Genomic DNA, 14640 nt, shown 5'->3' on the forward strand with positions numbered 1-14640 from the left:
GTTACATTCCGAACCCGGAAGCTAAGCCTTACAGCGCCGATGGTACTGCAGGGGGGACCCTGTGGGAGAGTAGGACGCCGCCGAACAATTATTGACAGGGCTGGACCCGTAACTTCGGTTATGGGTCCAGCCCTTTTTTGTTCTCCGTCACTTGAAGTTCACGTTGCGCGATCAGCATCCAGAGCATGGGTACTGCTGCAATGCTCAGGGCCGCAGGTGTCGGACTCGGTGACGAAGTCGTCGTGCCGGCCTTCGGGAACGTCGAGGTCGCCGAGGCCGTGGCCAAGGCCGGGGCGCTGCCGGTGTTCGCCGACATAGATCCGGTCAGCTACTGCCTCGATGCCTCCGCTGTGGAAGCGGCGGTGACCCTGCGGACCGCGGCCGTCGTGGTGGTCCACCGCTTCGGGCGGCTGGCCGATATCGCGCGGCTGCACGCGCTGGGAGCGCGGCACGGGCTGCTCGTGCTGGAGCAGGGGGAGTCCGAGGCGCCGTACGACGAGATAGCCCAGCGCAGGGAGCGGGCGGCTTATCTCCATGCGAAGTTGAGGGGTGTGCGGACGCCGGACGACGGTGACGGGCACACGTATCAGCAATACGTCGTGCGCGTTCCTGGCAATGGGCGGCCGGACCGGGACGCTTTCGCGCGGGCCGTGCGGGGCAGGGGAGTCGAGTGCCGGGTGCCGGTGAAGACTCCGGTGCATCGACTGCCCGAATTCCGGCGGTGTGTTTCTCTTCCGGAGACGGAGCGGGCTTCCGACGAGACGCTCGCACTGCCGGTGGACGCGACCCTGACCAAGCGGGACATGCAGCGGATCGTGTCCGCCTGTAATGCCCTGGGAGGGCTTCTCCAGCCCGCTTTCTGACGTGGTTGGGAGCACGGGTCTGTTCGGGGTATGATCTGTTCCGTTGCCGCGCGGGAAACCCCGCAAAGCGACAGGCCCCTATAGCTCAGTCGGTAGAGCGTCTCCATGGTAAGGAGAAGGTCAACGGTTCGATTCCGTTTGGGGGCTCCAGCAGAAAAGGCCTCACCCTCACGGGTGGGGCCTTTTCATGTCCTAGTCCTTGTGGAGGCCCGGGACGCGCATCGCCAGGATCGCCATGTCGTCGGACGGGGCGTCCGAAGCGAAGCGTTCCACCGCGCGCATGATGCGGGCCGCGACCGCGCCGGCCGTGAGGCCCGTGCAGGTCGTCAGGACGTCGGCGAGGCCGTCGTCGCCCAGCATGCGGGCGCCTTCGCGGCGTTCGGTGACGCCGTCCGTGACGCACAGCAGGACATCGCCCGGGTCGAGGGTGACCGTCTGCTCGTAGAGCTCCAGGTCGTCGATGACACCGAGGAGCGGCTGGGGTTCGGCCGCCGGTTCCACCGAGCCGTCCTGGCGCAGGCGCAGCGGGAGCGGGTGGCCGGCGCAGACGACCTTCAGTTCGGCGCTGCCGTCCTCCTGGGGGCGCATCTCGCCGTACAGGAGGGTGAGGAAGCGGCTGCGGGCGCCTTCGTCGAGGATGGCGGAGTTGAGGCGCTCCAGGACCGCCGGGCCGCTGAGGCCCTCGCGGGCCAGGAGGCGCAGGGCATGGCGGGCCAGGCCCGTGACCGCCGCCGCGTTCGGGCCCGTACCGCAGACGTCGCCGATGGCGAAGCCGTAGGCGCCGTCGCTGATGGGGAAGACGTCGTAGAAGTCGCCGCCGACCTCGTTGCCCTCGCCGGCGGCGCGGTAGATGACCTCGACCTCGACTCCCTCGATCGTGGGGAGTTCCGGCGGGAGGAGGCTGCGCTGGAGGGACTGGCTGATGGCCGTGCGCTCGGAGTAGAGGCGGGCGTTGTCCAGCGCCAGTGCGGCTCGGCGGGACAGGTCCTCGGCGAGTTCCAGGATCTCCTGGCGGAAGTGCTCGTCGGTCGGCTTGCCGAGGGTCAGCATGCCGATGACGCGGTTGCGGGCGACCAGGGGGAGGACGACCGTCTCGCCGCCCACCGCGGAGGCCGTGGCGAGCGTCGGGCCGATGCCTGGGGTGACCTGGTGGGTCGGGCCGCCGCTGAGGCCGAGGCTGCGCATGGAGCTGCGCAGAGCCGCCTGGTGGGCCACCTCTGCGGGGGCCGTCCAGACGCGGGCGCCCGGGGTGGGGACGGGGTCGGGCGGGGGCACCTTCGACAGCAGGGACTTGATGCCGTCGATGAGTTCCTCGTCCTCGTGCAAAACGTACGAGAGGTAGGGCTCGGAGGCCTGGTGGGCGATCGTGTAGACGGCACACCAGGTGGCGAGCGTGGGGACCGTCATCTGGGCCATCAGGGCCAGGGTCTGGTCGCGGTCCAGGGTGCCGGCCAGCAGGTCGGAGGCCTCGACCAGGAAATTCAGGGAGCCGCGGCGCAGGCGCTCCAGTTCGCCGAGGCGGGCCGATTCGACGGCGAGTGCGATACGGTCGGCGGCGAACTGGAGGCGCAAGGCCTCCTCGTTGGAGTATCTGCCGGGGGCCTCGGCGGCGACGCCGAGGGAGCCGGTGAGGCGGCCCTCGACCTTCAGCGGGACCGTGACGACCGAGCGCATGCCCGTGCCGTTCAGCAGCGGCACCGCGCCGGGGACCGCGGTCAGGTCGTCGTGGACGGCCGGCATGCGGGCGGAGCCGTAGCGTCCGGAGCCTGCCTCGACGGGGACGCGGGCGAAGCGCTGGCGGGCGGAGGGCAGGCCCGTGGAGGCGCGGACCTCCAGTTCCGTCTCGTCGTCGGTGGCCAGCAGGAGGAACGCGGAGTCGCCGTCGAGCATGTCGCGGGCGCGTTCGACCGTGCGCTGGAGGAGGCCGTCGAGGTCGTCCGGGGCGGGGTAGCCGATGAACACCTCGAAGGGGTCGGTGCTCTGGCCCTCGGAGGTGGTGCCGGTGTCGGAGGCGGGGACGCGCAGGGGTGTCTGGAGAACGGCCCGTTCGTGGTCCCGTACCAGGAGGCACACGGTTGACGGTTCGCCGCCGGTGTCGCGGACGCGCAGGTGGGAGGCGTAGACGGGGGTCACTCGGCCGTCGGCGGCGCGGATGCCGTAGCTGCCTTCCCAGCGGGAGAGCCGCAGAGCCTCCGCGATGCCGGTGCTGGTGCCCGGGGTGTGCGGCCAGGCCGCGAGGTCGGTCAGGGGCTTGCCGGTGACCTGCTCTGCCGGGTAGCCGAAGAGGTCCTCGGCGTCCTCGTTCCAGGCGGTGATGTGGCCGGTGCGGTCGATCTGGACGACGGCCACGCGGACCCGGCCGTCGGCGAGGGGGAGGAGGTCGGCGGGGAGGGCCGGGCCGGCCGCGCGGGTGCCCACCGCCCGGGCCGGGAGGTCGAGTTGGAACCAGACGGTCTTGTGGGTGGGGGTGTACTCGACGCCCCAGCAGCCGGCGAGGGCCGCGCACAGCTGGAGGCCGCGTCCGCCCTCGCGGTCGGGGCTGCCCATGTTGATCGCCGAGGCCTGGAGGGGGATCTCACGCTCGGGGTACCGGTCGGCCACCTCGATGCGCACTCCCTCGTCGGTCCGCAGGCAGAGCAGGTCGGCGGAGGTGCCGGCGTGGACCACGGCGTTGGTCACCAGTTCGCTGGTGAGAACGACGGCGTCGTCGACGATGTCCGCGAAGCCCCAGCCCTGGAGGGTGTCGCGGACGAAGGAGCGGGCGCTCGCGACAGATCGCCCGACGGGCTCGAAACTGGCGGCCGCGCGCGCGGTGATCACAGAACTCCTCGACCGGTTCTCGACGTGCTGGGCTGCGTGGCCGACCGGCTCGCGCCGCTGTTGCGGCAGGCCACCCGTCGGCCGGGGGTCCGGGGGCTGTCCCCCAGGGATCAGTCCGGTGGTCATGTGTGCGGCCGCCCCTCCGATGCCCGCTCGTCTTCGTGCCACCGCCCAGGCCGGACGAACCGGCGCGGCTGGACAGCCGGATGCAAGGTTACTTACCTTCGCGGTCCATGCGGATGCCGGTCTGCAGTGTTTCCGTCCGGAGGGTGTGCGGACGATGTGCGAAGCTGCCGAACTGTTATGGCCTGGTTCGGGCAGGGTGAAACACTGGGCAAGCTTCTTGTGAAAGTCCGGGCAGGCTGAATGTCTTCTGCGTACGGGGGGCAGCAGCCCCCTGGGCACGGCCTGGTATGCAGGGCGGAGAATACGCAGTAGTAACCGGTACGCCGAGCGTGGTACCCAGCGCAACAGTGATGGTCGACCCCTGCGGGAGGGACACAGTGGAGTCTGGCGCAGCGACGCGTGGCAAGAGGACGCGCGCGAAAGGCGGACAGTCCCCGAGCAACCAGGGAAAAGTGCGCAGCGGCACGACTGAGGTGGACACGGCAGCCCTCAACCGGCTGATGGTCGCCCTGGTGGCGATGCGGGACGGCAACTTCCGCAAGCGGCTCACGGTGTCCGGGGACGGCGTGATGGCCGAGATCGCGGCCGTTTTCAACGAGGTGGCCGACCGCAATCTGCATCTGACGGGTGAGCTCTCGCGGGTGCGGCGGATGGTGGGCCGGGAGGGCAAGCTCACCGAGCGGCTGGAGACGGGGGCCTGCGAGGGCTCCTGGGCGACCGCGATCGACAACTCGAACGCCCTGGTGGACGACCTGGTGCGGCCTGTTTCCGAGGTCAGCCGGGTGCTGTCCGCGGTGGCCGAGGGTGATCTGTCGCCGCGCATGGAGCTGCGGACGCAGGTGCCGGACGGGAACGGGCAGCCGCTGCGCGGCGAGTTCCTGAAGGTCGGGCGGACCGTCAACAACCTGGTCGATCAGTTGTCGACGTTCACCGACGAGGTCACGCGTGTGGCCAGTGAGGTGGGCACCGAGGGCAAGCTGGGCGGGCAGGCCCGTGTGCGTGGTATGTCGGGTTCGTGGCGGGACCTCACGGACTCCGTCAACACGATGGCGTACCGGCTCACCGCTCAGGTGCGGGATATCGCGCTGGTGACGACGGCGGTCGCCAAGGGTGATCTGTCCCGGAAGGTCACGGTTCAGGTGGCCGGCGAGATGCTGGAGCTGAAGAACACCGTCAACACGATGGTGGACCAGCTGTCGGCGTTCTCCTCCGAGGTGACCCGGGTGGCCCGTGAGGTGGGCACCGAGGGCGCGCTGGGCGGGCAGGCGCAGGTGCCCGGGGTGGACGGGGTATGGAAGGAGCTCACCGACTCCGTCAACACCATGGCCGGGAACCTCACCGCGCAGGTGCGCGGGATCGCGGAGGTGACGACGGCCGTCGCCAACGGTGACCTGTCGCGGAAGGTGACCGTGCCGGCGCGGGGCGAGGTCGCGCAGCTCGCCGAGACGATCAACCAGATGACCGAGACGCTGCGGATCTTCGCGGACGAGGTCACACGTGTGGCCAACGAGGTCGGGGCCGAGGGGCGGCTCGGTGGTCAGGCGAACGTGCCGGGTGCTGCGGGGACGTGGAAGGACCTCACCGATTCGGTGAACACGGTCTTCCGGAATCTGACCACTCAGGTGCGGGACATCGCCGCCGTGACGACGGCGGTGGCCAATGGTGACCTCTCGCAGAAGGTCACGGTCGACGTGGCCGGCGAGATGCTGGAGCTGAAGAACACCGTCAACACGATGGTCGACCAGCTGTCCGCCTTCGGTGCCGAAGTGACTCGTGTGGCACGTGAGATCGGTGTCGAAGGTGAGCTGGGCGGCCAGGCGCAGGTACCGGGCGTGGCCGGGACCTGGAAGGACCTGACGGACTCCGTCAACACGGCGTTCCGGAACCTCACCGGTCAGGTGCGCAACATCGCCCAGGTGACGACGGCGGTGGCCAACGGTGACCTCTCGCAGAAGGTGACGGTCGACGTCTCCGGCGAGATGCTCAAGATGAAGAACACCGTGAACACCATGGTGGACCAGCTGTCGAGCTTCGCCGACCAGGTGACCCGGATGGCCCGGGACGTGGGCACGGAGGGCCGGCTCGGCGGTCAGGCCCGGGTGGACGGCGTGTCCGGCACGTGGAAGGAGCTCACCGACTCCGTCAACTCCATGGCCGGCAACCTCACCTCCCAGGTGCGCAACATCGCGCAGGTGACGACGGCCGTGGCCCGGGGCGACCTGTCGCAGAAGATCGACGTCGACGCGCGCGGGGAGATCCTGGAGCTGAAGAACACCATCAACACGATGGTGGACCAGCTCTCGGCGTTCGCCGATCAGGTGACCCGGGTCGCGCGTGAGGTGGGTACGGACGGGCGGCTGGGCGGTCAGGCGCAGGTGCCCGGGGTCGCCGGTGTGTGGCGCGACCTGACGGACTCCGTGAACGGCATGGCCGGGAACCTCACCGCGCAGGTGCGCAACATCGCGCAGGTGGCGACGGCGGTGGCCCGGGGTGACCTGTCCCAGAAGATCACCGTGGACGCGCGCGGGGAGATCCTGGAGCTGAAGAACACCCTGAACACGATGGTGGACCAGCTGTCGTCGTTCGCCCAGGAGGTCACGCGTGTGGCCCGTGAGGTGGGTACGGAGGGCATCCTGGGCGGCCAGGCCGAGGTGCAGGGCGTCTCCGGCACCTGGAAGGACCTCACCCAGTCCGTGAACGGCATGGCTAACAACCTCACCATCCAGGTGCGCAACATCGCCGAGGTCACGACCGCGGTCGCCCGGGGTGATCTGTCGAAGAAGATCACCGTCGACGCCAAGGGCGAGATCCTCGAGCTCGTCACGACCGTCAACACGATGGTCGACCAGCTGTCCTCCTTCGCCGAGCAGGTGACCCGGGTGGCCCGTGAGGTGGGCACCGAGGGCATCCTGGGCGGTCAGGCGCACGTGCCGGGTGTCACGGGCATCTGGAAGGACCTGAGCGACAACGTCAACCTGATGGCCAAGAACCTCACCACTCAGGTGCGGAACATCTCCCAGGTCTCGGCGGCGGTCGCCAACGGTGACCTGACGCGGCAGGTCACGATCGAGGCGCGCGGTGAGGTCGCGCAGCTCGCCGACACCATCAACACGATGGTGAAGACGCTGAGTTCGTTCGCCGAGCAGGTCACCAAGGTGGCCCGCGAGGTGGGCACGGACGGCATCCTCGGCGGTCAGGCGCACGTGCCGGGTGTGGCCGGTACGTGGAAGGACCTCACCGAGTCCGTGAACCAGATGGCGTCCAACCTGACCGGCCAGGTGCGCAACATCGCCATGGTGACCACGGCCATCGCCAAGGGTGACCTGACGAAGAAGATCGACATCGACGCGCGCGGGGAGATCCTGGAGCTGAAGACGACCATCAACACGATGGTGGACCAGCTGTCGTCCTTCGCCGAGGAGGTCACCCGCGTCGCCCGCGAGGTGGGCACGGAGGGACAGCTCGGCGGTCAGGCACGCGTGCGTGACGTCGACGGCACGTGGCGGGACCTGACCGAGTCCGTGAACGAGATGGCCGGGAACCTGACCCGGCAGGTGCGTGCCATCGCGCGCGTGGCGACCGCGGTGACCCGTGGCGATCTGAACCTGAAGATCGACGTGGACGCGTCCGGGGAGATCCAGGAGCTCCAGGACTACATCAACAAGATGATCGCCAATCTGCGCGACACCACGATCGCCAACAAGGAGCAGGACTGGCTCAAGGGCAACCTGGCCCGGATCTCCGCGCTGATGCAGGGCCGCCGCGACCTGGAGGACGTGGCCTCGCTGATCATGAGCGAGCTGACGCCGGTGGTCTCGGCACAGCACGGCGCGTTCTTCCTGGCGATGCCGCTGGTCGACGGCGAGGACATGAACGCCACCGACGACGACCAGTACGAGCTGCGCATGCTCGGCTCGTACGGCTACTCGATGGGCTCCATGCCGACGTCGTTCCAGCCCGGTGAGGCGCTGATCGGCACGGCCGCGACGGAGAAGCGCACGATCCTGGTGGAGAACGCGCCCAGCGGCTACCTGAGGATCTCCTCGGGGCTCGGAGAGGCGCCGCCCGCGCAGGTGATCGTGCTGCCGGTGCTGTTCGAGGGGAAGGTGCTCGGCGTCATCGAGCTGGCGTCCTTCACGCCGTTCACGCAGATCCAGAAGGACTTCCTCAACCAGATCGCGGAGATGATCGCCACCAGCGTCAACACCATCTCCGTCAACACCAAGACCGAGTTGCTGCTGGCGCAGTCGCAGGAGCTGACCGAGCAACTGCGTGAGCGCTCCGCCGAGTTGGAACAGCGGCAGAAGGCCCTCCAGGCGTCCAACGCCGAACTGGAGGAGAAGGCCGAGCTGCTGGCCCAGCAGAACCGCGACATCGAGGTGAAGAACACCGAGATCGAGGAGGCGCGGCAGGTCCTGGAGGAGCGCGCCGAGCAGCTCGCGGTGTCGATGCGCTACAAGAGCGAGTTCCTGGCGAACATGTCGCACGAGCTGCGGACGCCGCTCAACTCGCTGCTGATCCTGGCCAAGCTGCTCGCCGACAACGCCGAGGGGAACCTCTCCCCGAAGCAGGTCGAGTTCGCCGAGACGATCCACGGGGCCGGTTCCGACCTGCTCCAGCTCATCAACGACATCCTCGACCTGTCGAAGGTCGAGGCGGGCAAGATGGACGTCTCCCCGACGCGGATCGCGCTCGTCCAGCTCGTGGACTACGTGGAGGCCACCTTCCGGCCGCTGACCGCAGAGAAGGGCCTGGACCTGTCCGTACGGGTGTCGCCGGAGCTGCCGGCGACGCTGCACACCGACGAGCAGCGGCTGCTGCAGGTGCTGCGCAACCTGCTGTCCAACGCGGTGAAGTTCACCGACTCCGGGTCGGTGGAGCTGGTCATCAGGCCGGCTCGGGACGACGTGCCGCAGAAGATCCGGGAGCAGTTGCTGGAGACCGGGTCGCTGACCGATCCGGACGCCGAGCTGATCGCGTTCTCCGTGACCGACACCGGGATCGGCATCGCGTCGAGCAAGATGCGGGTGATCTTCGAGGCGTTCAAGCAGGCCGACGGCACGACCAGCCGCAAGTACGGCGGTACGGGTCTCGGGCTGTCCATCTCGCGGGAGATCGCCCAGCTGCTCGGCGGTGAGATCCACGCGCAGAGCGAGCCGGGCCGCGGCTCGACGTTCACGCTGTACCTGCCGCTGCACCCCAGCGAGCTGCCGCCGCAGGGCTACCAGCAGCAACTGCCGTCCCTTGAGCCCGGTGACCTGATGGCCTCGACGTCGGACCTGTCCGAGCTGTCCGAGGTCGAGGCCGAGACCCCGGCCGAGGTCAAGTCGTACCGCGAGACGCAGAACGGACCGGCCGCCCTGTTCCGGCGGCGGCGCAGGATGCCGGAGCTGGCTCCGCGCCCGGCGCAGCCCGAGCAGTGGACGCCGGCGGAGCAGGAGGCGGCGCCGAAGCCGCGGCGCGGCATCCGGTTCGGCGGCCAGAAGGTCCTGATCGTCGACGACGACATCCGCAACGTCTTCGCGCTGACCAGCGTCCTGGAGCAGCACGGCCTGTCCGTGCTGTACGCGGAGAACGGCCGTGAGGGCATCGAGGTCCTGGAGCAGCACGAGGACGTGGCGGTCGTCCTGATGGACATCATGATGCCGGAGATGGACGGGTACGCGACGACCACGGCGATCCGCAGGATGCCGCAGTTCGCCGGGCTGCCGATCATCGCGCTGACCGCGAAGGCGATGAAGGGCGACCGGGAGAAGGCGATCGAGTCGGGCGCATCCGACTACGTCACGAAGCCGGTCGACCCCGATCACCTGCTGACGGTGATGGATCAGTGGATGCGAGGGGAATGAGGGGAACGTTGGACCCTTACGCAACGTTGGCGGGAAGGTTCGGTGTTCACACGGAGTTGCGAACTCAGTGTGCGCATAGTCGTGTAGAAGTACGAGATCTGGGGAACCTTCTGGTCTCCTGCTGCGTTTCTGCTACGTGCACAGTGACATCCCGGTGACAGGGTGTGGCGACAGGCGGGGTGCGGCTACGATGACCGGCACAAGGACGGGCGGCGCAAGGGAGTCGTCCCCTGGGGCGGCACCCACCGGTGCGACCCCAGGTCCTGCGGACAGGGGAGGCCCCACGCCGGGGCGAGGAGGGCGGGCCATGGTGCAGAAGGCCAAGATCCTCCTGGTCGATGACCGGCCGGAGAATCTGCTTGCGCTGGAGGCGATCCTCTCTGCGCTCGATCAGACGCTGGTGCGGGCATCGTCCGGGGAGGAAGCGCTCAAAGCGCTGCTCACGGACGACTTCGCGGTCATTCTGCTGGATGTCCAGATGCCGGGCATGGACGGCTTCGAAACAGCCGCGCACATCAAGCGGCGGGAGCGGACCCGGGACATCCCGATCATCTTCCTCACCGCGATCAACCACGGGCCGCACCACACGTTCCGGGGTTATGCGGCGGGCGCGGTCGACTACATCTCCAAGCCGTTCGACCCGTGGGTGCTGCGTGCGAAGGTCTCCGTCTTCGTCGAGCTGTACATGAAGAACTGCCAGCTGCGTGAGCAGGCGTCCCTGCTGCGGCTCCAGTTGGAGGGCAACGGCAAGGACGCGGACGGAGAGGCCAAGGAGTCGGCCGGGCTGCTCGCCGAGCTCTCCGCGCGGCTCGCGGCCGTCGAGGAGCAGGCCGAGGCGCTGACCAAGCAACTCAACGACGACTCCACGGACGCGGCGGCGGTGGCCACGGCGGCTCATCTGGAGCGCAAGCTGACGGGGTTGCGGCGGGCGCTGGACGCGCTGGAGCCGGGCACCGGAAGCACGTCGTCAGTCTCCTCGCAGAACTGACGCCCGGGCAGGCGTGGTTGCGCGCCGATGAGCCCGCGTCAGTTCTGTGCCTCTCCCGGAGCGACACGAACGGGTGAAGCCGTAGGCACACGTGTCCCTTGTCGTCTCCCCCGGTAACCTCACACCCATGGCCTCACGTCCCTCCGCAGCCAAGAAGCCGCCCGCGAAGAAGGCGGCCGGTTCGGCGAAGGCTCCGGCGAAGAAGGCCGCTGCCAAAAAGGCTCCAGCGAAGAAGGCGCCCGCCAAGAAGGCCGCGGCTAAGAAAGCCGCGCCCAAACCGGCTCCGAGCCCCACCGGGGGCATCTACCGGCTCGTGCGCGCCCTGTGGCTCGGGGTCGCACATGCCGTCGGCGCCGTGTTCCGCGGCATAGGGCAGGGCGCCAAGAACCTCGACCCGGCACACCGCAAGGACGGCGTCGCCCTGCTGCTGCTCGGCATCGCGCTGATCGTCGCCGCGGGCACCTGGGCCGACCTGAAGGGCCCCGTGGGTGACCTGGTCGAGATCCTGGTGACCGGTGCCTTCGGCCGGCTCGACCTGCTCGTGCCGATCCTGCTCGCCGTCATCGCCGTGCGGTTCATCCGCCACCCGGAGAAGCCCGAGGCCAACGGACGCATCGTCATCGGCCTGTCCGCGCTCGTCATCGGGGTGCTCGGCCAGGTCCACATCGCCTGCGGCGCACCCGCCCGCGGTGACGGCATGCAGGCCATAAGGGACGCCGGCGGCCTGATCGGCTGGGCCATGGCGACCCCGCTGTCGTACGCCATGGGCGACATGCTCGCCGTGCCGCTGCTCGTGCTGCTGACGGTCTTCGGGCTGCTGGTCGTCACGGCCACCCCGGTCAACGCCATCCCGCAGCGGCTGCGGCAAGCAGGGGTGCGGCTCGGGATCGTCCGCGACCCGGCCGAGGACGAGTTCGGCTTCGCCGAGGACGACGAGCGCTACGACGAACAGTGGCGGGAGGCGCTGCCCGCGCGCCCGCGCGGCAGGCGTACGCCGGCGCCCGCGGCGTACGACCCCGACAGCGTCGAGCAGGAGGCGCTCTCCCGGCGCCGTGGCCGTCCCCCCCGGCGGTCCGCCGTGCCGCAGCCCGACATGGACCGGCCCATGGACGCCGTGGACGTCGCCGCGGCGGCGGCCGCCGCGCTGGACGGCGCCGTGCTGCACGGGATGCCGCCCTCGCCGATCGTCGCGGACCTCACCCAGGGCGTGACCGTCGGGGACCGCGAGCCCACCACGCCGACGCCCGTCCCGGCCGCCCGGCCGCAGCAGGAGAAGCTCAAGCAGGACGAGCCCGAGCAGGAGAGGCCGAAGGCGGGCGTCCGCGACCTCACCAAGTCCCCGCCCGCCAAGCCCCGCGACCTGCCCCCGCGCGCGGAACAGCTCCAGCTGTCCGGGGACATCACGTATGCCCTGCCGTCCCTCGACCTCCTCACGCGCGGGGGCCCCGGCAAGGCGCGCAGCGCCGCCAACGACGCCATAGTCGCAGCGCTCACCAACGTCTTCACCGAGTTCAAGGTGGACGCCAGCGTCACCGGCTTCACGCGCGGGCCGACGGTCACGCGCTACGAGATCGAGCTCGGCCCCGCCGTGAAGGTCGAGCGGATCACCGCACTGGCCAAGAACATCGCCTACGCCGTCGCCAGTCCGGACGTGCGGATCATCAGCCCGATCCCCGGCAAGTCCGCGGTCGGCATCGAGATCCCGAACACCGACCGGGAGATGGTCAACCTCGGTGACGTCCTGCGGCTCGCGGAGTCCGCTGAGGACGACGACCCGATGCTGGTCGCCTTCGGCAAGGACGTCGAGGGCGGCTACGTCATGCACTCGCTGGCCAAGATGCCGCACATGCTGGTCGCCGGCGCCACCGGCTCCGGCAAGTCGTCCTGCATCAACTGCCTGATCACCTCGATCATGATGCGGGCGACCCCCGAGGACGTCCGGATGATCCTCGTCGACCCCAAGCGGGTCGAGCTGACCGCCTACGAGGGCATCCCGCACCTGATCACCCCGATCATCACCAACCCCAAGCGGGCCGCCGAGGCGCTCCAGTGGGTCGTACGCGAGATGGACCTGCGCTACGACGACCTGGCCGCCTACGGCTACCGGCACATCGACGACTTCAACAAGGCCGTGCGCGAGGGCAAGGTCAAGCCGCCCGAGGGCAGCGAGCGCGAACTCCAGCCCTATCCGTACCTGCTGGTCATCGTCGACGAGCTCGCCGACCTGATGATGGTCGCGCCGCGGGACGTGGAGGACGCGATCGTGCGCATCACGCAGCTCGCGCGCGCGGCCGGCATCCATCTGGTGCTGGCCACACAGCGGCCGTCGGTCGACGTCGTCACCGGCCTGATCAAGGCGAACGTGCCGTCGCGGCTGGCCTTCGCCACGTCGTCGCTCGCCGACTCGCGGGTCATCCTCGACCAGCCGGGCGCCGAGAAGCTCATCGGCAAGGGTGACGGGCTGTTCCTGCCGATGGGTGCCAACAAGCCGACGCGTATGCAGGGCGCCTTCGTCACCGAGGAGGAGATCGCGGGCGTCGTCCAGCACTGCAAGGACCAGATGGCGCCCGTCTTCCGGGACGACGTCACCGTCGGGACCAAGCAGAAGAAAGAGATCGACGAAGACATCGGCGACGACCTCGACCTGCTGTGCCAGGCGGCCGAACTGGTCGTCTCCACGCAGTTCGGGTCGACGTCCATGCTTCAGCGCAAGCTGCGCGTCGGCTTCGCCAAGGCCGGGCGGCTGATGGACCTGATGGAGTCCCGGAACATCGTCGGACCGAGCGAGGGTTCGAAGGCTCGTGACGTTCTTGTGAAGCCTGACGAGCTGGATGGCGTGCTCGCCCTGATCCGGGGGGAGTCTGAAGGGTAGGGAAACGGGACACGGTGGTCGCCTCGCGGGGCGTTACGGCAATCGGGTGTCCTGATCGTGACTCACCCGTAAGGGATCATTGAGCAACCGTTTCCCTTCGGCGTACGTCAAGTTGAGGGAAGCGACAAGCAGCGAGCCCACCATCGGAATGTCGGGCCATTCCGATGGCGTACAAAGTGCCACCGCCCGGTTGCCCCACCCTTTTGTACCCCCCCTAGACTGAACTTCCAGCACAGGCGGCTACACGCTCGAAAGGCGCCCCCGTGTCCATCGGCAACTCCCCTGAAGACGAGCGTCCGTTCGAAGACGAGCGCGTCGAAGAAGACCGCGAGGAAGCCCGCCCCTCCATCGGTCGTGTCCTGCAGCAGGCTCGTATCGCCGCCGGGCTGACCGTCGACGACGTCAGTAGCGCCACCCGGGTCCGCATGAACATCGTGCACGCCATCGAGGCGGACGACTTCTCCGCCTGCGGTGGGGACGTCTACGCCCGGGGGCACATCAGGACCCTCGCCAAGGCCGTCCACCTCGACCCGGCGCCGCTGCTCGCCCAGTACGGCGACGAGCACGGCGGGCGCCCGGCTCCGACCCCGGCAGCTCCCCTCTTCGAGGCGGAACGCATCCGTCCGGAGCGGCGGGGGCCCAACTGGACCGCCGCCATGGTCGCGGCGATCGTCGCCGTGATCGGATTCGTCGGGTTCACCATGTTCCAGGGCAGTGGTGACAGCGGCGGCGAGGCGAACGTGGCCGAGGGTTCCACGCCCACCACCGGCGGCTCCGCCTCCCCGCCCACCAAGACCAAGAAGCCCGCCGACCCCAAGCCCGAGGCGTCCGACAGCGCCATCGCGGCCGCGCCCCAGGACAAGGTGACGGTCCAGGTGGCCGCCGCCGACGGCCGCAGCTGGATCGCCGCCAAGGACCACAACGGCCGGTTGATCTTCGACGGCGTCCTCAAGCAGGGCGAGACCAAGACCTTCCAGGACAGCTCGAAGGTGCACCTCGTCCTCGGGGACGCCGGCGCGATCGACCTCTTCGTCAACGGCAAGAAGATCAAGGACGACTTCCAGCCGGGCGCCGTGGAGCGCCTGACGTACACGAAGGGTGACCCCGAGGCCGGATAACCGG

General features: G+C 69.0%; 6 protein-coding genes, 1 tRNA gene and 1 rRNA gene. 7 read left to right on the forward strand and 1 reads right to left on the reverse strand.

Going from position 1 to position 14640, the window contains the following annotated elements; translation table 11 throughout:
* The 3 genes from rrf to ACIBL4_RS35440 form a co-directional block, all read left to right on the forward strand.
* Window positions 1-86: ribosomal RNA gene (rrf, locus tag ACIBL4_RS35430) — 5S ribosomal RNA — on the forward strand; the annotation flags it as partial.
* A 114-nt stretch (window positions 87-200) separates the two neighbouring features.
* Window positions 201-863 (forward strand): DegT/DnrJ/EryC1/StrS family aminotransferase, encoded by a 663-nt coding sequence (locus tag ACIBL4_RS35435; protein WP_399416047.1) that lies wholly within the window; start codon window positions 201-203, stop codon window positions 861-863.
* A 74-nt stretch (window positions 864-937) separates the two neighbouring features.
* Window positions 938-1013 (forward strand) — tRNA-Thr (locus ACIBL4_RS35440).
* A gap of 42 nt (window positions 1014-1055) precedes the next feature.
* Here the strand turns inward: ACIBL4_RS35440 and ACIBL4_RS35445 are convergent.
* A complete protein-coding gene (locus tag ACIBL4_RS35445) occupies window positions 1056-3809 on the reverse strand; it encodes a SpoIIE family protein phosphatase (RefSeq protein ID WP_399415907.1) in 2754 nt (917 codons plus the stop codon).
* 377 nt (window positions 3810-4186) lie between these two features.
* On the opposite strand from ACIBL4_RS35445, the gene ACIBL4_RS35450 reads away from it, so the two are divergent.
* The 4 genes from ACIBL4_RS35450 to ACIBL4_RS35465 all read left to right on the forward strand — a co-directional run bounded on the left by ACIBL4_RS35450 (window position 4187) and on the right by ACIBL4_RS35465 (window position 14636).
* Window positions 4187-9658, forward strand: coding sequence for a HAMP domain-containing protein (locus ACIBL4_RS35450; protein WP_399415908.1), 5472 nt, complete (start codon window positions 4187-4189; stop codon window positions 9656-9658).
* A 307-nt stretch (window positions 9659-9965) separates the two neighbouring features.
* Window positions 9966-10646: a two-component system response regulator gene (locus ACIBL4_RS35455; RefSeq protein WP_059418393.1), complete on the forward strand. Its 681-nt coding sequence runs from the start codon at window positions 9966-9968 to the stop codon at window positions 10644-10646.
* A 127-nt stretch (window positions 10647-10773) separates the two neighbouring features.
* Window positions 10774-13518 (forward strand): DNA translocase FtsK, encoded by a 2745-nt coding sequence (locus ACIBL4_RS35460; protein ID WP_399415909.1) that lies wholly within the window; start codon window positions 10774-10776, stop codon window positions 13516-13518.
* Between the two features lie 263 nt (window positions 13519-13781).
* Complete coding sequence (locus tag ACIBL4_RS35465) at window positions 13782-14636, forward strand: helix-turn-helix domain-containing protein (RefSeq protein WP_399415910.1); 855 nt, start codon at window positions 13782-13784, stop codon at window positions 14634-14636.
* Window positions 14637-14640 lie beyond the last annotated feature (4 nt).

The sequence above is a fragment of the Streptomyces sp. NPDC050416 genome, assembly GCF_044458845.1.
Lineage (GTDB): Bacteria > Actinomycetota > Actinomycetes > Streptomycetales > Streptomycetaceae > Streptomyces.

What these genes read in the sequence shown, in the direction of transcription:
- ACIBL4_RS35445 (WP_399415907.1), bottom strand. Translation starts at nt 3,809, where the DNA reads ATGACCACCGGACTGATCCCTGGGGGACAGCCCCCGGACCCCCGGCCG.
- ACIBL4_RS35460 (WP_399415909.1), top strand. Translation starts at nt 10,774, where the DNA reads ATGGCCTCACGTCCCTCCGCAGCCAAGAAGCCGCCCGCGAAGAAGGCG.
- ACIBL4_RS35455 (WP_059418393.1), top strand. Translation starts at nt 9,966, where the DNA reads ATGGTGCAGAAGGCCAAGATCCTCCTGGTCGATGACCGGCCGGAGAAT.
- ACIBL4_RS35435 (WP_399416047.1), top strand. Translation starts at nt 201, where the DNA reads ATGCTCAGGGCCGCAGGTGTCGGACTCGGTGACGAAGTCGTCGTGCCG.